General features: G+C 39.1%; 21 protein-coding genes and 3 pseudogenes. 9 read left to right on the top strand and 15 right to left on the bottom strand.

Annotated elements, in window-relative coordinates; genetic code table 11:
* Window positions 1–1253: multicopper oxidase domain-containing protein (locus F986_RS18615; RefSeq protein WP_004695746.1), on the bottom strand; the 1253-nt coding region annotated here is incomplete at its 3' end.
* 89 nt (window positions 1254–1342) lie between these two features.
* Window positions 1343–1639 (bottom strand): hypothetical protein, encoded by a 297-nt coding sequence (locus tag F986_RS12905; protein ID WP_004695744.1) that lies wholly within the window; start codon window positions 1637–1639, stop codon window positions 1343–1345.
* Between the two features lie 148 nt (window positions 1640–1787).
* Here F986_RS12905 and F986_RS12900 point away from each other — a divergent pair, with 148 nt between their 5' ends.
* Together F986_RS12900 and F986_RS12895 are read left to right on the top strand one after the other, a co-directional pair.
* Window positions 1788–2468 (top strand): heavy metal response regulator transcription factor, encoded by a 681-nt coding sequence (locus F986_RS12900; protein WP_004281866.1) that lies wholly within the window; start codon window positions 1788–1790, stop codon window positions 2466–2468.
* Entirely contained in the window at window positions 2461–3861 is a 1401-nt protein-coding gene (locus tag F986_RS12895; protein ID WP_004695743.1) for a heavy metal sensor histidine kinase, read from the top strand. Before F986_RS12900 ends, F986_RS12895 begins: the two co-directional genes overlap by 8 nt.
* Window positions 3862–3899: 38 nt before the next feature.
* Here the strand turns inward: F986_RS12895 and F986_RS12890 are convergent, their stop codons facing one another.
* The 6 genes from F986_RS12890 to F986_RS12865 all read right to left on the bottom strand — a co-directional run bounded on the left by F986_RS12890 (window position 3900) and on the right by F986_RS12865 (window position 9790).
* On the bottom strand, window positions 3900–5183 hold the full coding sequence (locus F986_RS12890) for an MgtC/SapB family protein (protein ID WP_004663995.1): 1284 nt from the start codon (window positions 5181–5183) through the stop codon (window positions 3900–3902).
* Window positions 5180–7555 carry a heavy metal translocating P-type ATPase gene (locus F986_RS12885; protein ID WP_004663996.1) on the bottom strand — a complete coding sequence of 792 codons (2376 nt, stop codon included), beginning with the start codon at window positions 7553–7555 and terminating at the stop codon, window positions 5180–5182. Before F986_RS12885 ends, F986_RS12890 begins: the two co-directional genes overlap by 4 nt.
* Before the next feature lie 11 nt (window positions 7556–7566).
* Window positions 7567–8217, bottom strand: a complete 651-nt coding sequence (locus F986_RS12880) for a methyltransferase family protein (protein WP_004663997.1) — start codon at window positions 8215–8217, stop codon at window positions 7567–7569.
* A gap of 20 nt (window positions 8218–8237) precedes the next feature.
* The gene (locus tag F986_RS12875; RefSeq protein WP_004695740.1) at window positions 8238–8486 is read right to left on the bottom strand and encodes a DUF2933 domain-containing protein; all 249 of its coding nucleotides are present in this window, start codon (window positions 8484–8486) and stop codon (window positions 8238–8240) included.
* Between the two features lie 26 nt (window positions 8487–8512).
* Entirely contained in the window at window positions 8513–8944 is a 432-nt protein-coding gene (locus tag F986_RS12870) for a hypothetical protein (protein ID WP_004695737.1), read from the bottom strand.
* Between the two features lie 603 nt (window positions 8945–9547).
* On the bottom strand, window positions 9548–9790 hold the full coding sequence (locus tag F986_RS12865) for a DUF2789 family protein (RefSeq protein WP_004281876.1): 243 nt from the start codon (window positions 9788–9790) through the stop codon (window positions 9548–9550).
* Window positions 9791–10141: 351 nt separating this feature from the next.
* Between F986_RS12865 and F986_RS12860 the strand changes: the two genes are divergently transcribed.
* The 4 genes from F986_RS12860 (at window position 10142) to F986_RS12845 (ending at window position 14788) form a co-directional block, all read left to right on the top strand.
* Window positions 10142–10522 (top strand): copper resistance CopC family protein, encoded by a 381-nt coding sequence (locus tag F986_RS12860; protein WP_004695736.1) that lies wholly within the window; start codon window positions 10142–10144, stop codon window positions 10520–10522.
* 64 nt (window positions 10523–10586) lie between these two features.
* The gene (locus F986_RS12855) at window positions 10587–11468 is read left to right on the top strand and encodes a copper resistance D family protein (protein ID WP_004695733.1); all 882 of its coding nucleotides are present in this window, start codon (window positions 10587–10589) and stop codon (window positions 11466–11468) included.
* 469 nt (window positions 11469–11937) lie between these two features.
* Entirely contained in the window at window positions 11938–12132 is a 195-nt protein-coding gene (locus tag F986_RS12850; protein WP_004281879.1) for a heavy-metal-associated domain-containing protein, read from the top strand.
* 178 nt (window positions 12133–12310) lie between these two features.
* On the top strand, window positions 12311–14788 hold the full coding sequence (locus F986_RS12845) for a heavy metal translocating P-type ATPase (RefSeq protein ID WP_004281880.1): 2478 nt from the start codon (window positions 12311–12313) through the stop codon (window positions 14786–14788).
* Window positions 14789–14858: 70 nt separating this feature from the next.
* On the opposite strand, the gene F986_RS12840 is transcribed toward F986_RS12845, so the two are convergent.
* Window positions 14859–15791, bottom strand: a complete 933-nt coding sequence (locus F986_RS12840) for an IS5 family transposase (RefSeq protein WP_035332822.1) — start codon at window positions 15789–15791, stop codon at window positions 14859–14861.
* A gap of 70 nt (window positions 15792–15861) precedes the next feature.
* Between F986_RS12840 and F986_RS18730 the strand changes: the two are divergent.
* Window positions 15862–15975, top strand: a pseudogene (locus tag F986_RS18730) (TetR family transcriptional regulator); the annotation flags it as partial.
* 76 nt (window positions 15976–16051) lie between these two features.
* Here the strand turns inward: F986_RS18730 and F986_RS12835 are convergent.
* From F986_RS12835 to F986_RS12825, 4 genes and pseudogenes are all read right to left on the bottom strand, one after another.
* Window positions 16052–16666 (bottom strand): thiol:disulfide interchange protein DsbA/DsbL, encoded by a 615-nt coding sequence (locus tag F986_RS12835; RefSeq protein WP_004281881.1) that lies wholly within the window; start codon window positions 16664–16666, stop codon window positions 16052–16054.
* A gap of 177 nt (window positions 16667–16843) precedes the next feature.
* Window positions 16844–16983, bottom strand: a pseudogene (locus F986_RS18725) (cation diffusion facilitator family transporter); the annotation flags it as partial.
* Between the two features lie 902 nt (window positions 16984–17885).
* Window positions 17886–18590 carry an IS6-like element IS1006 family transposase gene (locus F986_RS12830; protein WP_004695724.1) on the bottom strand — a complete coding sequence of 235 codons (705 nt, stop codon included), beginning with the start codon at window positions 18588–18590 and terminating at the stop codon, window positions 17886–17888.
* 63 nt (window positions 18591–18653) lie between these two features.
* The gene (locus F986_RS12825; RefSeq protein WP_004695728.1) at window positions 18654–19934 is read right to left on the bottom strand and encodes a cation efflux transmembrane domain-containing protein; all 1281 of its coding nucleotides are present in this window, start codon (window positions 19932–19934) and stop codon (window positions 18654–18656) included.
* An 89-nt stretch (window positions 19935–20023) separates the two neighbouring features.
* On the opposite strand from F986_RS12825, the gene cadR reads away from it, so the two are divergent.
* Both cadR and F986_RS12815 read left to right on the top strand, forming a co-directional pair.
* Window positions 20024–20416, top strand: coding sequence for a Cd(II)/Pb(II)-responsive transcriptional regulator (gene cadR, locus F986_RS12820; protein WP_000550240.1), 393 nt, complete (start codon window positions 20024–20026; stop codon window positions 20414–20416).
* Between the two features lie 93 nt (window positions 20417–20509).
* Window positions 20510–20671 (top strand): annotated as a pseudogene (locus tag F986_RS12815) (IS6 family transposase); the annotation flags it as partial.
* A gap of 41 nt (window positions 20672–20712) precedes the next feature.
* On the opposite strand, the gene F986_RS12810 reads toward F986_RS12815, so the two are convergent.
* Window positions 20713–21015 carry a helix-turn-helix domain-containing protein gene (locus F986_RS12810; protein WP_001140620.1) on the bottom strand — a complete coding sequence of 101 codons (303 nt, stop codon included), beginning with the start codon at window positions 21013–21015 and terminating at the stop codon, window positions 20713–20715.
* 83 nt (window positions 21016–21098) lie between these two features.
* The gene (locus F986_RS12805; protein ID WP_004695724.1) at window positions 21099–21803 is read right to left on the bottom strand and encodes an IS6-like element IS1006 family transposase; all 705 of its coding nucleotides are present in this window, start codon (window positions 21801–21803) and stop codon (window positions 21099–21101) included.
* Between the last annotated feature and the right edge of the window lie 32 nt (window positions 21804–21835).

Here is a 21835-nt window from a genome sequence, read left to right as displayed (position 1 = left end):
TTCATGCCTTTCATAGAAGACATATCATGATTCATATCTTTCATTGAAGACATATCATGATCCATACCTTTCATAGAAGACATATCGTGATTCATACCATGCATCGAATGGTCTTCAGATGTCTTATTTGGCATTGAAGACATATCATGGTTCATACCAGATGAAGAGCCATGATCCATCCCCATATCCTCCATAGTCAATAAAGAACGAGGACGAGGCTTAGGCATCTCAATTTGTTTGACTGCTGGTCTGCTTTCTTCATGTAAGGTTCCAACCGAAAATCCAGTACGATCAATAGATTCAGCTTCGATTTGATAATGGGCTTGTTTCGGTTCAACAATGACATCATAAGTTTCAGCAGTACCAATACGGAACTCATCTACAGGAACGGGCTTTACAGGTTGACCATCAGCACTGACTACAGTCATTTTTAGGTTTGGAATGCGTACATCAAAGAATGACATAGCGGAAGCATTAATAAAACGAAGGCGAACTTTTTCACCAGCTTTGAAGTTACCCGTCCAATTTTGCTGAGGTGTCTTGCCATTCATTAAAAATGTATAACCAGTCACATCGGACATATCTGTTTTCAGCATTCGCATCTGATTCCACATAGAACGGTCTTGCCAAGTCGCTTTTAGCCCATCACGTTTAACTTGTTTTAATACATCGAATACTGTTTCGCGGCGGTTCTGATAGTAGTCTGCTTCTTTTTTAATATTTTTCATAATTTGATCACTTGTCGAATTATGAAAATCAGAAAGCAAAACAACGTAATCTTTATCGGTTTTTTCAGCAGCTGTTAGTGGAGTTTTATCTTTAGGATAAATAACAAAAGCACCATATAAACCGTCTTGTTCTTGTCCTTTACTATGTGAATGATACCAATAAGTACCATTTTGGCGGACTTTAAACTTATATTCATAAGTTTTATTAGGGGCAATGCCATTAAATTTGTTAAATCCAGGTACACCATCCATAATTCCAGGTAATAATAAGCCATGCCAATGGATTGAAGAGTCCTGATTTTTTAACTTATTGTGAACACGGATAACGGCCTCATCACCTTCTTCAAATTCAAGAAGTGGTGCAACGAATTTACCATTTACAGTAATTCTCTCAACTGGTTTTCCTGTGATATTTACAGTTTGTTCAGCGATTGTTAAATCATATTCTTTAACTGCCGCCATTACCCAAGTTGATGAAAATAAACCAACTCCAATTAAGAGTATATGACTTAACTTTTTTGACATTCTATCTCACCTTTAGAAAGGTCAAGATTGAAGTAATAAAGCAAATATTTAGTATAAACTTTAATACTTCTTTCTCGCTATTTATAAAATTATTTATTGCTACTAGGCATATTCATCTTTGAATGATCCATTTTAGAATGGTCCATATTCATCATGGAATGATCCATTTTTGACATGTCAGATGAGTTAGGAGACTGATGTTGACTATGATCTTGCTGAGTCTTGTCATCTTTTTCCATTTTACAAGGTTTTGTACAAGGTTTCTGTGCTTTTACCGTTTTAGTGGCACTTGAGGTTGATACATCTTTTGCCCAAGATTGAGTACCAGCAATTAAAGTTCCAGCACACATTAAAATTGTTAGACTACGACGCACTACAGTTTTCATAAATTTCTCTAAAAGTTAATTTCTTGCTACTACAATAAAGTGAAGCACTGAACATCTAAGTGACTTGAAAATGACATTTTTGTAATCTATCTCGATCAGATGTTTTATAACGTTATTATAGTTTTAATGAATAACTTAGGATTCTGAGATGAGAATACTATTAGTTGAAGATGAACAAAAAACTGGTGATTATCTCAAGCAAGGTTTATCCGAAGCTGGCTATATTACCGACTGGGTTACAGATGGGTTAACGGGTAAACATCAAGCTCTTTCTGAAGAGTATGACTTAATTATTTTAGACGTGATGTTACCTGGACTAAATGGTTGGAATATTATCAATGATATTCGTAGCAGCGGTAAAACAATGCCCATTCTTTTTCTTACCGCCCGAGATCAAATCGAAGATCGAGTAAAAGGATTAGAGCTAGGCGCTGATGATTATTTAGTTAAGCCTTTTGCTTTTGCAGAGCTTCTAGCTCGAATAAAAACGCTCCTTAGACGAGGGCAACAAAGAGAAGATAGTAATATTATTAAGATTGCTGATTTAGAACTTGATTTGAGAAAACGTCGGGTAACGCGAGCGGGTCAACGCATTGATCTGACGGCAAAAGAATTCGCGCTTATGGAACTTTTTATGCGTAGACGAGGTGAAATTTTACCAAGAGCGCTGATTGCTTCTCAAATTTGGGATATGAATTTTGATAGTGATACGAATGTCGTTGAAGTCGCTATTAAACGATTAAGAAGTAAAGTTGACAGTAACTTTACTCCCAAATTAATTCAGAATATTCGAGGAATGGGGTATGTACTAGAGGTAGAGGATGAATAATAATTTATTCAGAGCGATCAGTTTCCGGATCGGTATCATTTTCTCATTATCTACTATTTTCATTCTAATTATTATGGGTTTGTTCATAAATAAATTAGTAATGCATCATTTTGAAACTCAAGACCGTACCCAATTAGAAGGTAAAATCCAGCTTATTCAGAATCTTCTCCAACAGCATCCTAAAAATTCTCCAGAACTTAATCTTTATTTAAGAGATGCGTTAGTTGGACACCATGATCTTATGGTCCAAATAGAACGACCGACAGGCCAAATTTTATTTAGTTCAGCATCCTCAATCATTAATACTCAAAATTTAATCAAGTCAGCAAATAATTCATGGATTAAATGGCAAGTTCAAAATAAGACCTATCGTGGCATGATCTACACTACAGGTATAAATAGAAATTCTGAAATACAATCTGTACGAATTATTGTTGGGATCGATACATCAGAACATCTACATTTTCTAAAAGATTTTAAGCGTCAACTTTTGTATATTGGTTTGGCTGGTACAATTTGTTTAATGTTTTTAGGTTGGTTTGCAACCTGGAGAGGTTTAAGACCAGTGCAAAAAATGGCTAAGGTCGCAGAAGGAATTTCTGCTCAACATCTTTCAGAACGTTTAGAAGTTGAGCATACACCAACCGAACTAAAATCATTGGCAATCGCCTTCAATGCTATGCTGGACAGACTAGAGTCAGCTTTAGAAAAACTTTCCGATTTTTCATCTGATTTAGCACATGAAATTAGAACACCGATTAATAATTTAATGACCCAAACTCAAGTATGTCTCGCCCGTAACCGAGATATTGGTACTTATCAAGAAATACTATTTTCTAATTTAGAAGAATTTGAACGTTTGGCTCGAATGGTGTCCGATATGCTTTTCTTGGCAAAAGCAGAACATGGCTTAAATTTACAGAACTTACAGAATATTGACCTCATTAAAGAAGTTACCGCTTTATTTGATTTCTATGACGCTCTAGCTGCCGAAAAAAATATGACACTTCAACAAACAGGATCTGGCAATGTAAAAGGTGATCCTGCTATGTTACGTCGCGCACTCAGCAACCTATTGTCTAATGCAGTTAAATATGGAAACAAGAATTCTACAATACAGATAAAACTTCAACAGAATTTAGATAACACAATATTTTCAATTGAAAATGAAGGCCCTGAGATTTCTCCTGAACAACTATCCAGATTATTTGATCGTTTTTATCGAACAGATGCGTCTAGACAAAGAACAGAAGAAGGAACCGGCTTAGGGCTTGCCATAACAAAATCTATTCTTGATATGCTTGGGGCGACCATCCAGGCTGAATCCCTCAATGGTCGAATCATTTTTACCATTGTTTTTCAAAGTGAATCCATGCAAGGGGAATCATTTTAACTCATTTTTTGAACCTCTTCCATTTACCCGAGTTGACCTTACATAAAGCTCAAACTGAGAGCCAGAGCTACGCCAGCACCTATCATGGCAATTGTGTAGCCAAATATGATAGCTCGGCCAAACTGTGCCCCCCCTGTCATCCATGCAATTGTCGCTTTGCTTAACATGTTGCTCAGTGTGGCCAGCCCTAGCGCGACAGCAGCCACATTTGTTGTTAAGCCTTCAGTACTATGCAGGCGGGCAAGTGAGACTAAAATAGCATCTACGTCTGCTAGCCCAGAAATAGTCGATAATACGAAGATGCCGCTGGTGCCCAACCATTGTTTTGCTGCCGGGACCAAGACTGCCATGACAGCCAGGAAAGCAGCGAAGCTGAATGCTGTCCCAAGATCAAAAGGAGCCATTGCTTCTATTGTTCGATCGTTGTTTTCAGCGCTGGTAATTTGGCGTTGTCTCCACAATGCCATACCCAGCAGAAGGATTCCCGCAATCATCATTGCACCACCAAAAGTGCTTAGCAATGCTGGCTCAATGACGCCTATCAGCACAACCATACGAAAAAACATGATGCCACAGGCAGCCAATGTTCCAGAAATAGCAGCACTGACCATGACGGGGTGCTGGCGTGTATAGCGTGCCAGTGCGACAGTTGCAGCTGTAGAAGATGCCAAACCACCCAATAGACCTGTCCAGAATATGCCTCTTTCTGAACCGGTAAGCCGCATGGCAAAATGACCTGCCAGAGAGAGTCCGGCAATCAGGATCACTGCCCACCATAACTGGTAAGGATTTAATGCAGCAAAAGGTCCCAGACCCGTATTGGGTAAGTAGGGTAATATAACGACAGAAAGTACCAGCAACTGCAGGGATGCGGTTAATTCACGATGCTCTATCAAGCGTAGCCAACCGTGTAAGGTTGGCTTGAGATCCAAAAATACAGCGACGATTACAGCCGCGGTTAATGCTAAAGTAACATTACCATGGGATGCATATGCACCTAAAACTAATGTCAACAGCATCGCGATCGTCGTGGTAGCGCTTAGATTACCGGAAAGTTTTGCGGTACGCGCGTAGGACACTGTTAATAATAAGGAAAGCCCTAATACGGCCGCGACCAGCGGCCAAGGCCCGAAGTTTGGTTGTAAATGACCGAGCACTCCTCCGAGCAATCCTGTCAATGTGAAGGTACGTAGGCCTGCTACTCGGCTGCCCTCGGGCAATTCACGATCGTGCCATCCTCGTTCTAAACCAATGAGCAGGCCGATGGCAAGTGCTGCAATAAGACCTGGTACATCTGGTGGAAGAAAAGAACTCTCTATCATAACTTTTTATTTCGCAGGCGAAGGGCATTCGTGATGACTGAAGCTGAACTCAAACTCATAGCCAAGGCGGCAATCATCGGTGACAACAACCAACCGGTAAATGGATATAGTACGCCAGCCGCGATAGGGATACCCAAAGCATTGTAAAGGAAAGCAAACATGAGGTTCTGTTTCATGTTGCCGACAGTAGCTTCCGAAAGTGAACGGGCAACAGCAATCCCTCGTAAATCTCCCTTGACCAGCGTAACTTGGGCACTATTCATTGCAACATCAGTCCCGGTTCCCATAGCGATACCGACATCAGCTTTAGCCAAGGCTGGTGCATCATTGATGCCATCACCAGCCATAGCCACGATGCGACCTTCCTTCTGCAATTTGCTGACCAGTTCTAGTTTATCTGCGGGTTTGACTTCGCCATGTACCTCATCAATGCCTAGACGTGCTGCGACTGAACGGGCAGTGGTGAGACCATCTCCTGTTGCCATCACGATACGTAGACCCGCTTCCTTCAGGGTGGCAAGTGCTTCTGGGGTATTTTTTTTGATGGGATCGGATACTGCAAGCAGACCGGCCAATTCACCATTGATGGCTAGATGCATCACACTTGCACCTTCCGAACGCAGCTCTTCGGCTTGCGGAATCAGAGATTGTACCGAGATACCCAATTGCTCCATCAGTGCTGTGTTGCCCAAAGCTAACTGACGATCGCCCACTTGACCTCGAACACCAATCCCTGAGCCCGATTCAAAATTATCTGGTGTTTCAAGAGACAGGCCACGTTCGTGTGCTGCGTTTACAATCGCTTCGGCTAGCGGGTGTTCACTGCCTTGATCAAGACTGGCGGCTAAACGTAATACTTCAGATTCGTCAAAATCTGATGCGGCAACTACACGATCGAATACAGGGCGTCCTTCAGTTAACGTACCTGTTTTATCGATGATTAGTGTGTCAATCTTGCGTAGATTCTCAATGGCTGCTGCATCACGAAACAGCACACCATGAGTAGCACCTTGACCCGTCGCAACCATGATAGACATTGGAGTTGCCAAGCCTAGTGCACAAGGACAGGCAATAATGAGTACTGCCACAGCATTGATTAATGCATAAACCCAGCTTGATTCTTCTGGGCCGAATAGTCCCCATCCAAAGAAGGTAAGCAAGGCAATGGTCACTACAGCCATGACGAACCAACCTGCTACCTGATCAGCCATACGTTGCATTGGTGCTCTCGATCGTTGAGCTTGCGCCACCATCTGTACGATCTGGGATAACATGGTACTTGAACCAATTTTCTCTGAACGCATGATCAATGAACCATTGGTATTCAGGGTAGCTCCAATGACTTTATCGCCGATACGTTTAGTGATAGGTAAAGGTTCACCTGTCAGCATCGATTCATCCACTGAACTACTTCCTTCAGTGATTACACCATCCACAGGCACTTTTTCACCTGGGCGAATTCTGAGTAAATCTCCTACATGGACATGCGTTAGAGGAACATCTTCTTCAGTTCCATCAGGCAGGATTCGGCGAGCTGTTTTAGGAGCGAGCCCAAGGAGTGACTTAATTGCAGCAGAAGTTTGCGAACGTGCTTTTAACTCCAATATTTGTCCCAGTAGGGTCAATGAAATGATGACCGCTGAAGCTTCAAAGTAAACAGCGACACGACCCATGGAAATAAATGAGTCTGGGAAGATTTGCGGTGCAATGGTTGCGACCACACTATAAATAAATGCAGCTCCAGTGCCCAAACCAATCAGCGTCCACATGTTCGGGCTGCGATTCACAACCGATTGCCAACCCCGGGAAAAAAATGGCCAACCTGCCCAAAGTACAATTGGGAGTGACAACACCAGTTCAATCCAGCTCTGAACAGCCATATTGAACAGGTTCATTTGATGACCAAACATCGCCAAAAAAGTCACGATGATGGTCAATGGCAGTGTCCACCAGAAGCGTCGGCGGAAATCACGTAACTCCGGATTCTCATCTTCCTCTAATTCAGGAATGAGTGGCTCCAGTGTCATTCCGCATTTAGGACAGTTTCCAGGATGATCTTGCCTGATTTCTGGATGCATTGGGCATGTATAGATGGTCGTACCTGTTGTGCTTGCCGCATTAACGTGTTGAACAGTCTGATGATGCTGTGTATGTGCATCGGCAGTCGTCGTTGCGGGTTTAGCGATATATTGCACCGGGCTGCTATGAAACTTTGATTGACATTTATCACTGCAAAAAAAGTAAGTTTTCCCCTTAAATTCCTCATGGTATTTCGATTCTTCAGTGACGGTCATACCACAGACTGGGTCTTTCAGTACGTCTGTTGTAGCCTGTGCCATATGGTCCTGGTTATGATTTTTTTGATCTGACATAAATAATTCTCTTATGGAAAAGTGGTTTTATGGCCGAATTTTGGAATAAATCTCGGAGTCTGTTGAGCATAGCTGTCATAGACAGCGCCAAACTGTTTACTCATTTCAGCCTCTTCCTTAATTGCCAAGCGGCTGTACATTAAGAGTAGGATTGGAAACATAATCAGTGTCAGTAAAGTTGGCCATTGCAATAAAAAACCCAGCAAGATCATCACAAAAGCCACGTATTGTGGGTGACGTATACGTGCATAAGGGCCTGTGATCGCTAAAGAATGCTGACGTTGCGCGTTGTACAGCACGTGCCATGACGTTGATAACAGGTAAAATCCATAGCCCAAGAAAACGTAACTGGCGATATGCAAAATGCCAAAATGTGGATCACCTTTTTCACCTAATAGCGTTGACCACAAGTGACCTGCATTATGAGAAAGTAAGTCAAGTTGAGGGAAGCGAGTTTGAAGCCAACCAGATAACAGGTAAATGGTTAAAGGAAAACCATACATTTCGACAAATAGAGCAATGATAAAAGCCGAAAAGGCCCCAAATGTACGCCAATCGCGCGCAGTGGAAGGTCTAAAAAAACTGAAAGCGAACATGATAAAAACTGCTGAGTTAATGATAACCAGCGTCCATAAACCATAAGCCGATTCCGCATGATTCATGATGGATCTCCTGATAAGAGCTATTTTTTGTTATCAGATATATCGGATTTTTTTTGCTGCGAGTGGTTATGCCCATGACCACCATGCATAAAAATATGCATCAGTGGACACGCTAAAAGGAATAAATAAGGCAAAGCACCGATAACGTGGGCTAAATGTTCCGTTAATAGAAAATAAGCTGCGATACCACCCAGCACGATTAGACCAATGGCATAACGTGTAGACCAAAAGTTAGGTACTGAATTATTTTCTTGGTGTTGGTGATTCATGGTGCTTTTCCCTAATTCATGGGTAACTATTTAGTTGCTGACGGAGGCATACAGTCCATCATCATCTGCATCATGGATTGCATCATGTCCATACGTTTTTCCATCATTTGCTGACGGTCAGCCATATTTGCATTCATGCTTTGGCTGCCCATCTGTTTCATCATACTCATACCTCCTTGCATGAGTTTCATGTGCTCAGCCATAAGTTTCTGACGTTCTTGTGGGGTTTTTGCAGCCATCATCTTCTCATGCATGGCTTGCATCGCCTTCATGTGTTGATCCATTGCAGCCATTTTATCTGTAGCAGTGGTGCTGGTAACTGTTTGCTTAATTGTTACTGCAGATGGTGCTGTTTTTTCAGGGTGGTGATCTTTGTGTTCATCGGATTGCTGTGCAAATGTATTCAATGACGCGGCTGCGATACATAAGCCCAAAAAAATGTTTTTGAATTTCATCATAATTTTTTCCTTTAAATAATTTGGAAGTAAAAGCTATGTTTTAGTACTGAACAGAGACTAGGAATTTGACTACTAAACTGATGAAATTTTTGGTTATTCTCTGTCTCTCTTAAAAATTTTAGCACTATTAATTAATTATTTTTAAAAATGACAAAAATGTAATTTTGAGATCTTCTCGAAATATATAGTCTATGCTGAGATGACAAAAATTTTATTTAATATTAATCTTTTAAAACTATTAAAGTTGTTATGATTTTATGTGCTTAAAAAAATAAAAATGAAATGATTAGATGACTCCAAGGCTAGTTAGAGACACATTCTTAATGTAATTTACACTGTTATTCCTTTAAAGAAAAAATACAGTTGATCAAAATAGTTTTTTATAGAAAAAAGGGTGGATAATTTAATTATTAAACTTATTGGTATATTTATTAGATAGAAGGTAAAGAAGATTATTTTTAATATTAGGGTTTATAATCCAAATTTCAGAGTAAGGAATCTACTACTTATATAATAGAGATTCCATCTCCAAAACAGTACTACTGTATGAATGAGTTGTATTCAATGCAGGGAAGAATGTAGATCCTTAATACTAACGGAAAATTATTTTACTGAATTTTCATGTAAAGACTCATTTAATTGATCAATCACTGTCGTCCATTCACCATCAGAGTGTAGTTTTTCTTCTAAAAAATGACGTTGAGCATCAGTCCAAAAAATTGCTTGTGTTAAAAAAACATCTCCAGCTAGCTGATGGCTCTCTATGAATTTTGCAATTGCTTCTTCAGTAGAAGCTAAACCAAGCTGTTCAAATAATTTGGTCATTCTTGGACGTGTTTGAGTCATGTGCTTAGCCCATAAATTTATATTAGATCAAATTAAACATAACATGTTTATATTTAAACTAAAATATAAAAAATTAAATAGCTACTATTTTCTTAGACAAAATGATTACTACATTTCATAAATCAACCACCTACATAATTTGTTTGTTAAATGATCATTATTTTTCAATAAGATTATTTTAATAGTTAAAGATTTTAAATTTTAAAAATGACAAAAATGTAATTTTGAAGTCATCGCTCTGTTTGTGTCTCTCACTAATAATTGAAATATAAGAGGAGATGATGTGGTCTCATTAAATATAGATTTTATAAAGTCATCTCTAATGAACTAACGAATCAAGAGGAAACGTAAATGAAATTATTTCAAAATAAAATGACTGCTCTACGTCATGTTGTAGTAGCTGCAACGATGATTGTGGCTACTACAACTACGTTCGCTCATGTGAGTTTAGTGAGTGCGATTCCTGCGGAAAATGCATCTGTCCTTAGTCAACCAAAGAACTTGACCCTTAACTTTGGTGCAGAGGTTATGTTGATGAATATTAAGTTACTGGATGCTCAGCGAAGAGATGTTCCTTTAAAATATGAAGTTACTCATGACTTAAAGAAATCCTTTGATGTCGCTCTTCCGAAACTGAAAAAAGGTAAATATACCGTTGTCTGGACAACAATGGGGAAAGATGGCCACAACATGAATGGTGAATATAGTTTCACTATCAAATCAACTAAATAAGAATTGATTACCTTTCAACATGTCAGTGAGGTGCTGGCATGTTGTTCTAGAATGGACAAAAATAATGATTTCTGAATATTGGATGTGGGCCACTTGGTTAACTAAGGTTATTTTATATTTAAGTTTAGCTTTTGTCGTTGGTGGAGCCTTTTGCTATTTTTTACTTAGACAATATCTTGAACTAAAAGAATCGATTCTTAAATATATTACAATTGGCGCTGGATTAGGCCTAATTTCCAGTACCTTGGGATTTTTTATTCTGATTGGTAGTTTTGCCAATACTGGTATTACAGGGATGGTGGACCCCACGTATATTAATATATTGGTTAATACTCCGACGGGGTATATATACGTTCTTCGTTCTATTAGTTTTGCTCTTTTACTTCTTCTCATGGTGGTTAAAGTTAACAGGAACAAAGGTCAGTTTTCTATAATTGAAAGTTCAATATTTTGTATTTTACTTATCCCGATTATTTTTAGTTTTTCCCAGCTCGGACATGTCGCTAATTTAACCTTACTTGCTCAAATTTTATTATCAATCCATATTCTAGTTATGTCTTTATGGATGGGGTCTTTATATCCGTTATGGAAAACCAGCCGGGAAATAAGTGGTTTACCTTTAAAAGATCGCATGCATGTATTTGGACGTATTGCTGCTTTCATTGTTGGGATATTAATCGCCTGTGGCGCTAGTGTAGCTCTTCTTTTAATTAAAGATTTTAATACCTTAATCAATACTGCATATGGCTATGGTTTCATGGTTAAAATGTTTTTTGTTATAGGTATTCTACTTTTAGCTGCCTTCAACAAATGGTATTTCACCCCGCGTCTTCAACATCCTAAATTCGCTAAACACCTTAGTCATGCCATTTTATTTGAGATGTTATTAGGTCTATCAATTCTATTAACAACAGGCTATATAACCACTGTCGTGGGTATTGAATAAGAGAATTTCAAAATAAGGGAATTGAGGAAATTTAACATTACTGCATTTATCTTTTGTAGCTGAGCAATAAAGTTTCTACTGGACTGTCAACTTACGACAATCAGAACAGTAAAATCGCATCATGAGGCATTATACATAAAGGTAGTCACCGGTTTTTAGCTTATCTTCAACCCATAACGGTCTCATCTATTCAGTTCACTACCATTGATTGAAACAACTAATCTTATAAATTTCAGAGTGATCGTAGATGACAAAAATGTCATTTTAAAGTCACATTAATGTTGGTTAAGTACTTTTACTGTAGTCATTAGAACACTCTTCTTTGGAATACTCTGAAGAAAACTGTAAGGTTGTAAACAGACCAAGTTACAGCGAGTCACTGATTCAGAAAAAGGCTGGTTGTATGGTGAAAGTTTAGAGTTACTGTTCTAATGTTTTAAACAAATGTTTTGTTAAAAAGGAGCAACATATGAAATTTCACATCGCTAATATGACTTGTGGTGGTTGTGCACGCGGCATTACTACCGCAATTAAAGAGCTCGACTCGAATGCCTCACTCGATATTGATTTACAAAACCGTATTGTTGAAATCAACACAACGGTGAGTCAGGATCAAGTCATTGCCACTCTCAGTGAGCGTGGATTTACAGCTGATCCTGCTTAATCTCTGTTAGAGTAACAGTGGGAATTCCTTACCACTTTTACTCTCTCTTATTTTCCTCATCGTACAGATAAAACCTGTACTTGCTTGAAATAAAAGTAATCCCTGAATTCCCCCTAATCTTGGTTCGAGCTGATCTTCGCATATAGAACTCAGCATATCTAAATGATAGAGATCGTATATGAGTACCGAAATGACTGATACGCCACACTACAGTGAAACATTAGAGATTGAGGGGATGACATGTGCTTCTTGTGTAGGCCGTGTGGAAAAAGCTTTAAAATCTGTTGAGGGTGTTGAATCGGCTCATGTAAATCTGGCTACCGAAAAAGCAGTCATTTATGCGCATCAACCACTTGATCGCGCTACTTTAATTAAAGCCGTAGAAAAAGCAGGCTACGAAGTGGAAGCGCTGCAACCAATAGAGCTTACGATTGAGGGTATGTCATGTGCTTCTTGTGTAGGTCGAGTAGAAAAGGCCTTAAAATCTGTTGAGGGTGTGGAATCAGCTCATGTAAATCTGGCTACTGAAAAAGCGACTATTCAGGCAAGCTCATCTGTCACTCGTGACTCGTTAATTCAGGCCGTCACCAAAGCAGGGTTTGAAGCAAAGTCAGTTCATCAAACTACGGAAAGCTTTCAAGATAAAAAGAATATTGAATTAGAAAAACTTAAAAAAGATTTAATTCTGTCAGTCTTATTGACTCTACCCGTTTTTATTTTAGAAATGGGATCACACCTGATTCCCGCCTTTCATACGTTTATGATGGATAACATTGGCCAACAAAATAGCTGGTTAATGCAATTTTTCTTGACCACAGTAGCATTAATTTTTCCAGGCCGACGCTTCTTCAAAAAGGGCATCCCAAGTTTATTCCGCTTAGCACCAGACATGAATTCCTTGGTGGCTGTAGGAACATTGGCTGCTTATCTTTATTCAGTGGTTGCTACTTTCTTTCCAAGTGTCCTGCCACAAGGCACGGTCAATGTTTATTATGAAGCTGCAGCGGTTATTATCACTTTAATTCTATTAGGTAGATTTTTTGAAGCCAAGGCAAAAGGCCGAACGTCTTTAGCAATTCAACATCTAGTTGGAATGCAGCCTAAAGTTGCCAGAATACAGCTCAATAATCAGGTGATAGAAGTTCCGATTGCCGAAGTTCAAACAGGAACGATTGTAGAGATTAGACCAGGCGAGCGTATCCCTGTCGATGGTGAAGTTATTCACGGCCAAAGTTTTATTGATGAATCCATGATTACTGGCGAGCCTATGCCCGTTGAAAAAACGATAGGCTCTACTGTGGTAGGAGGAACAATTAACCAAAGTGGCAGCTTAAATATCAAAGCCACCTCTGTTGGTAGTTCATCAGTGCTTTCTCAAATCATCCGAATGGTTGAACAGGCACAGGGTTCCAAGCTGCCTATTCAGGCATTGGTTGATAAAATTACCATGTGGTTTGTACCTGTAGTAATGGGTCTCTCTCTTTTAACTTTTATTACTTGGTTTATCTTCGGCCCTGAGCCAGCCCTAACGTTTAGCTTAGTTAATGCAGTTGCGGTACTCATTATTGCATGTCCTTGTGCAATGGGACTTGCAACGCCTACATCAATCATGGTGGGAACTGGGCGTGGTGCTGAAATGGGTGTTTTATTCCGTAAAGGGGAAGCTTTGCAGCTGCTCAAAGAAACTAAAGTGGTTGCTGTTGATAAAACAGGGACCCTGACTGAAGGGAAACCAATTTTAACCGATCTGCATGTCTTAGAAGGGTTTGAATACAATGCCGTACTTTCACTTATGGCAGCCGTTGAATCAAAGTCTGAGCATCCTATTGCTCGAGCAATTGTACAAGCCGCTATAGATAAGGAATTAATTCTGTCTCCTGTTGCTGATTTCAAGTCAGTCACGGGCTATGGAATAGAAGCAACGGTGTCTGAACATTTGGTTCATATTGGTGCAGATCGATATATGGAAAAACTAGGTTTGAATCCTAATGTTTTTTCTCAATTTTCGGATCGTTTGGGAGAAGAAGGAAAAACCCCTCTCTATGTTGCGATTGACCAGAAACTTGCTGCCATTATTGCTGTAGCAGATCCAATTAAAGAATCAACATTTGCTGCAATTGAAGCGTTACATCAGTTAGGTTTAAAGGTTGCCATGATTACAGGTGATAACCGTCATACAGCTCAAGCGATTGCAAAAAAACTAGGTATTGATGAGGTTATTGCAGAAGTCTTACCAGAAGGTAAAATAGAGGCCGTTAAAAAATTAAAAAATCAATATGGTAAACTCGCATATGTTGGAGATGGCATTAATGATGCCCCTGCACTTGCAGAAGCAGATATTGGTTTAGCAATAGGTACAGGTACAGACGTAGCTATTGAAGCTGCTGATGTGGTTTTGATGTCTGGCAACCTGAAAGGAGTGCCAAATGCTATCGCTTTAAGCAAAGCGACTATAACCAATATTCGTGAAAATTTATTTTGGGCATTTGTTTACAATGCAGCTCTGATTCCTATTGCAGCAGGTGTACTTTATCCGCAATTTGGACTGCTACTTTCTCCTGTATTTGCTGCTGGTGCAATGGCTCTCTCGTCAATATTTGTACTAGGAAATGCTTTACGATTAAAACGTTTTAAAGCCCCCCTTGCAATTATTTAACCATTTTTTATATACATTGGCTTTGTTGCACAAAGATTTGAAATGCAAAGCGCCCCTAATTGAGCCAAATTTAAGGCGTAACTTGGGTAAGTGGTCGACCTAATTCCGTAAATCTGTTAAGGACTGCCACACGTGCATGGATCTCATTGACTTGGCTATCAAAACTCCTTGCACTGAGTTTATCTCCTAATAATTTGATGCAATGCATCTTAGTTTCAACCAAACTTCGCCGATGATAGCCTGACCATTTTTTCCATAGTGTCCTGCCTAAACGTTTAATTGCTCGAAGTAATTCATTTCGCTCTAGCGAGCTACTCTTTGTATCTTTCCATGGTTTCGCATTTTTTCTAGGTGGAATCACCGCATGCGCTTGCCGATCTGCAATGACCTGACGGCATTGCTTGGTGTCATAAGCTCCATCGGTATAAACAGAGTCAATCCGCTCATCTTGTGGAATCTGATTAAGTAAATCACCAAGCACCTGTGAATCACTGACATTATTGGTTGTAAGCTGAACTGCTCGTATTTGTAGGGTTTTAGCATCTATACCAATATGAAGTTTACGCCATTGGCGACGATATTCAGGTCCATGTTTCTTGCGTTTCCATTCGCCCTCACCTAGAAACTTCATGCCTGTAGAGTCCATGAGTAGATGCAGCCCATCGCTACTTTTTTGGTAGCTGATTACAATATCAATATGCTTTTGTCTTCTACAAAGCGTGGTGTAATCTGGAGCTATCCAATTTAATCCGCAAAGTTTAATCAGACTTTGCACAAAGCCAGTGATCATACGTAAAGACAGACGGAATAAGGATTTAATCATTAAGCAGCATTGGATGACTGCGTCGGAGTAGGTTTGATTTCGCCCTTGTTTACCGATGGACGGAGCATACCATTGCGTAGCAGGATCAAACCAAATGGCAATATTTCCGCGACTCATGAGTGCTCGGTTATATGCGGGCCAATTGGTTGTGCGGTAGATTTTGTGTGCAGGCTTCTTCATTTGAAAATTATATCGCTGAAAAACCCTTTACAGATAGGTTTGTGCAACAAAGCCATCCACGATTCATATTCAATCCCATGACTTTAAAGCGCAAAGCGTGTTGCAGATGCAGCTCTTATTCCGAGGAATTTTACACTGGTATCGCCCGCCGATAGAAACACCAGATCCGGCAGTCAGGACGTAAATAACCATTCCTCCAGTTTAAATAAAAAAACCTGCAGATTCGATGCAGGTTTTTTTTAGAGATAATCAATCGCGTCTTATTTGGCTTTACGCTCTTTTTCAATCAGGTAATTCACCACCTGAATTACTTTGGCATCATTGCCCTGCACAATATATTTACCATTCACGGTCACCGCTGGTACACCGCTTAACTGATATTGAGCAGTCAAATTTTTTGCCTGAGCAATTTTTGACGAAATCGGGAATGATTTATAAGTCGTGTTAAATTTCTCTTCAGAAATACCATAACGGGTATAGAACTTGGCCAATTGTGCCTGTTCTAAAATTGGACGCTGCTTGTCATGAATATCATGGAATAACTGTAAATGTGCTTTTTGACGCACACCCAGGGCTTCTGAAACATAATAAGCACGTGCAGCCTGTTCCCAAAGCGGGTTCATTGCAGCAGGTGTACGTACAAAACGGATATCTTTGGGTAATTTTTTCAACCAGTCCTGCATATGCGGTTCCAACGTGAAACAGTGACCACAGCCATACCAGAAGAATTCACGTACCTCAATTTTGCCCGGTTTTTCGACTTTGACTGGTTTTGCGACCACCTGATAGTCCTGACCTGCCACAAAATTGGCCATAGCATTGCCTGAAAAGGCCAAAACAGATGCGGCAACAGCTCCTAAAAGGAATTTTTTCATTGGGATTATCGTCCTCTAAATCATTATGCTTAGTGTATGGGTTCACTATAAATCAATTATGCCGGTTCCGTTTTCATGCTGCGAACTTTTGTGCTATCAGAACCGCTACATTAAAGTATGCGACTGATTTTAAGTCAGTTAATATGGCCATTCGACCGCTATGTGTTTTTAGATAATCACAAAAGTTAAACTTTGAGTAATAAAAACGGTTATAATTTCTACGATTAAAACGTAGTGGTCAAACCTACAGTAAATATTAGCTTCTTACTATTCTCTTCAGTAACAGCCGCGTGGCTCTGAGAATGATCTTCTGACATACAATAGTTTCCTTATTCTATTTACGATTAGCTGAGAGACTTGAGTAAGCCTCAATATTTCTGCTAAAAATTGCTTACTATAATTGGTCAAGAAGCTTTCTTTTCATTTATCCACCGGGACAATATTGGTAATAAAACCAACATAAGAAGGGTTGATGAGATAATTCCTCCAATAACCACATTTGCTAGTGGGCACTTTACTTCTTTCTCCAATTCCAATGCCTCCCTAACTAATTAGAGAGTTTTAAGCATTATTACATGAATCTTTCCAGTACTATTGTTGCAAATATACTAAGTTGCATATTTATTCCTGCCTATGTATAGGAGCATATGTAACCCTAAAGTTTAAAATAGTCTTTTCGGATTATTTAAAAATTTGAAAATGGTAAAGAATAAATTAAAAACAATAAATATATTTATCATTCGATTTAAAAAAATTAATTAATCTTAGTTACACCATACTAAAAATAACTAATTTTTAGTTTTCCTAGTTATATGTGCTTCATTATAATTTTGAATTAATTCTCTTCACACCCTTTGCTTTTTTCATTGTTAATTATTTCTAAATTTTTCTCTAAGAAACGAAGTCCCCCATCAGCAAAACTACTGGTTGAAAAAACTATAGTAAAAATAACTAAAACAATCTTCATATATATATTATTGAATCTAATCATATCTTGGACCAAAAAATAATTTCTTCATATACTAATTCCTAGATATATACACCTAAATGACAACCAAATTACAAATTTGTAATTTTGTTAAGGTTTGTCCTAAAAAAAATAAATTAATACTATTTTAACAAAGATAAGTCGTTGCTGAAAAATTTGAATTGTAAGGGATTTAATTAGGCACTGTTGCAAATAGAGATTTGAGTCGATGATGTTCCCTTTAAAAAGTACTTAGAGACCGAAAACCCTGTTGATTAGACACACTTCACCCTGAGGCTGACCATAATAAAATGACGATGCTTGTCCTTTACGTAGTGCACGTATGACTTCAATACCTTTAATTGTGGCATAAGCCGTCTTCATAGATTTGAATCCTAATGTGGCCCTGATGATCCGCTTTAGCTTGCCATGATCACATTCAATCACGTTATTTTTATACTTAATCTGCCTGTGCTCAAGGTCTGGCGGACATTTACCTTCCCGTTTTAACCGTGATAAAGCACGTCCATATGTGGGTGCTTTATCCGTGTTGATCACTTGTGGAATTTGCCACTTCTTCACATTATTTAAAATTTTTCCAAGAAAACAATATGCTGATTTGGTATTACGTCTAGAAGAAAGATAAAAATCAATGGTATCGCCACGTTGATCGACTGCACGATACAGATAAGACCATCGTCCATTCACTTTTACATAGGTTTCATCAATATGCCACGAGCTCAGATCTGTAGGATTACGCCAATACCAGCGTAAACGTTTTTCTATTTCAGGAGCATAACGTTGAACCCAACGGTAAATAGTCGTGTGATCAACATTCACACCCCGTTCGGCCAGCATTTCCTGCAGTTCACGATAGCTAATGCCATATTTACAATACCAGCGCACAGCCCAAAGAATGATTTCGCCCTGAAAATGCCGACCATGGAAAGGATTCATATGCTGCACCTTTAGCTAAAACAGTCTTCAGCTTACCATTCGTGGTTATTTGCAACAGTGCCCTTACTTCAAAGCCAAAATTTTTCGGGCACCATTAAGTACGAATAAAGAAACCAGTATGCCAATGATTAAGTCTGGATAAGCTGATCCCGTCCACGCCACGAGTACACCGGCAAATATAACGCCCATATTTACGACAACGTCATTCGCCGAGAAAATCCAACTGGCTTTCATATGTGCGCCATCTTCTCGATGACCAGAAATAAGATATAAGCATGTCACGTTAGCTATAAGTGCGAGCAGGCCAATAACAATCATGAGCGTTGATTCTGGCTCGCTTCCAAACATGAATCGTCTAATGACATCAACAATCACGATAACAGCAAGTAATAACTGAATCCAACCTGCGAAATGGGCTGCTTTTATTTGATATTTCGCAGCTTTTCCGACGGCATATAGCGCAATACCATAAACGGCTGCATCGGCAAACATATCTAGAGAATCAGCAATCAATCCTGTAGACGCAGCAATAATACCGCTGATGAATTCTATAAAGAAAAGTAGAGCATTAATACCTAATAACAGTTTAAGTACTTTAGCTTGTCTCACAGGATCAGGTTCATTAGGTATATCGCCTGAAGAAAGCTGTGTTTCATCAAGTTTCGCCCCAAAACCCAGTCCTTCGAGTTTAGCCGTAATTTGCTGAATCCCTTCATTATGGAAGACTTTCAGTTTTCGATTGGGAAGATCAAAAGTAAGACCTTTAACTGCTTCAATATCTGCAAGAGCCATACGGACCATTTGCTCTTCAGCAGAGCAATCCATTTTAGGAATGGTGTAGGTACTTGTTTGCTTAGCCTGTTGATTGCTTATATAAGTTTCAGTCTTCACAAGCTTTGCACCAAAACCCAAAGCTTCAAGTTTGGTGGTTATATTTTCATCTTTTTGATTATGTAGAACCTTTAAAGAACGGTTAGGTAAATCAAAGATGAGTTTTTGAACACCATCAATTGAAGATAGCGCCATACGAACCATCTGTTCTTCCGCAGAACAATCCATTTTGGGAACTAAGTATTCACTCATGTAGTGCGAATCTTTTAAAACGTCTTCAGTGCTTAAATTTTCTTTGGGATCAGAACCACAACAGGATTGAGCGGTATCTTCACAACTGTTTGAAGTGTTACAGCAAGGAGATGAAGATTTTTTTTCTTCCTCTTCACCACAACAGCTAAGCGTATTATCACAATTCTTTGAATTGTTTGCTTCTGCAATTGATGGATGATTTTCTTGTTGAGATTTCTTATCTTCGCATGGTGTTTCTTTACTACATCCACAACCACTCATAATTATACCCATTAAAAAAATTATAAACTTTGAATATTAGAATCCCTATAGTTACTATAGAGTCAAGAATCTTTGGAAATACTAACTCAATGCATTTAAAAATTGGTGAACTCTCTAAAAAAACCTCATGTTCAGTATTAACAATTAGGTTTTATGAAAAGGAAGGTTTAATTCCGGAACCGGAAAGAACGGAAGGAAATTACCGCCTTTACGATGTAGGCTATGTTGAGCGAATTAAATTTATTTTGAATTGCCGAACTTTAAATATGAGTTTGAATGAAATTCGTCAATTACTTACCTATAAAGACAAACCTGAGAAAAATTGTTCAGATGTGAATGAATTAATTGACTTACATGTCAGTGCTATCAGAGAAAATATAATCAAGCAACAAAAGCTTATTGAACAACTATCTGATTTAAGAGGTACTTGTGATGGTTTATGTACAATTGACCAATGTGGAGTTTTAAAAAATCTAGCTTGATTATCTAGACCTATGCTTTTTTCAAAAAATCGGCACTGTTGCAAATAACCACGAATGGTAAGCTGAAGACTGTTTTAGCTAAAGGTGCAGCATATGAATCCTTTCCATGGTCGGCATTTTCAGGGCGAAATCATTCTTTGGGCTGTGCGCTGGTATTGTAAATATGGCATTAGCTATCGTGAACTGCAGGAAATGCTGGCCGAACGGGGTGTGAATGTTGATCACACGACTATTTACCGTTGGGTTCAACGTTATACGAATCTAAAAATGGGAGCCTATAGCTCCCATTTTTATTGTTAAACGTTGAATCCTATATGTTTTCCTGTTGGAAGCTCTACATCAATACGGAGCTTCCCACCCATTGCCTCAACATACTTTTTCATGGTTGAAATCTTAAGATCATTGCCACGATTTTCTATTGCTGAAAGCGATGGCTGTTTTATTCCCAAAGTTTCAGCAAGCTCTTTTTGAGAAATTTCGAGTTCTTCACGAATAAGATGAAGCTGATTTTCTAGCAGTAATTCATCAGCCATTTTTTGAATACGGGCTTGGCTCTCTGGAGAGCGGCTAGCTAACAATTCTTGCAGAGTCTTAGCCATTAGATTTATCTCCTAGGGTAGTGAGATGAAGGGCACTGTTGCAAATAGAGATTTGAGTCGATGATGTTCCCTTTAAAAAGTACTTAGAGACCGAAAACCCTGTTGATTAGACACACTTCACCCTGAGGCTGACCATAATAAAATGACGATGCTTGTCCTTTACGTAGTGCACGTATGACTTCAATACCTTTAATTGTGGCATAAGCCGTCTTCATAGATTTGAATCCTAATGTGGCCCTGATGATCCGCTTTAGCTTGCCATGATCACATTCAATCACGTTATTTTTATACTTAATCTGCCTGTGCTCAAGGTCTGGCGGACATTTACCTTCCCGTTTTAACCGTGATAAAGCACGTCCATATGTGGGTGCTTTATCCGTGTTGATCACTTGTGGAATTTGCCACTTCTTCACATTATTTAAAATTTTTCCAAGAAAACAATATGCTGATTTGGTATTACGTCTAGAAGAAAGATAAAAATCAATGGTATCGCCACGTTGATCGACTGCACGATACAGATAAGACCATCGTCCATTCACTTTTACATAGGTTTCATCAATATGCCACGAGCTCAGATCTGTAGGATTACGCCAATACCAGCGTAAACGTTTTTCTATTTCAGGAGCATAACGTTGAACCCAACGGTAAATAGTCGTGTGATCAACATTCACACCCCGTTCGGCCAGCATTTCCTGCAGTTCACGATAGCTAATGCCATATTTACAATACCAGCGCACAGCCCAAAGAATGATTTCGCCCTGAAAATGCCGACCATGGAAAGGATTCATATGCTGCACCTTTAGCTAAAACAGTCTTCAGC

It is taken from the genome of Acinetobacter johnsonii CIP 64.6 (assembly GCF_000368045.1).
Classification (GTDB): Bacteria; Pseudomonadota; Gammaproteobacteria; order Pseudomonadales; family Moraxellaceae; genus Acinetobacter; species Acinetobacter johnsonii.
This window is presented reverse-complemented; position numbering and strand designations above follow the sequence as displayed.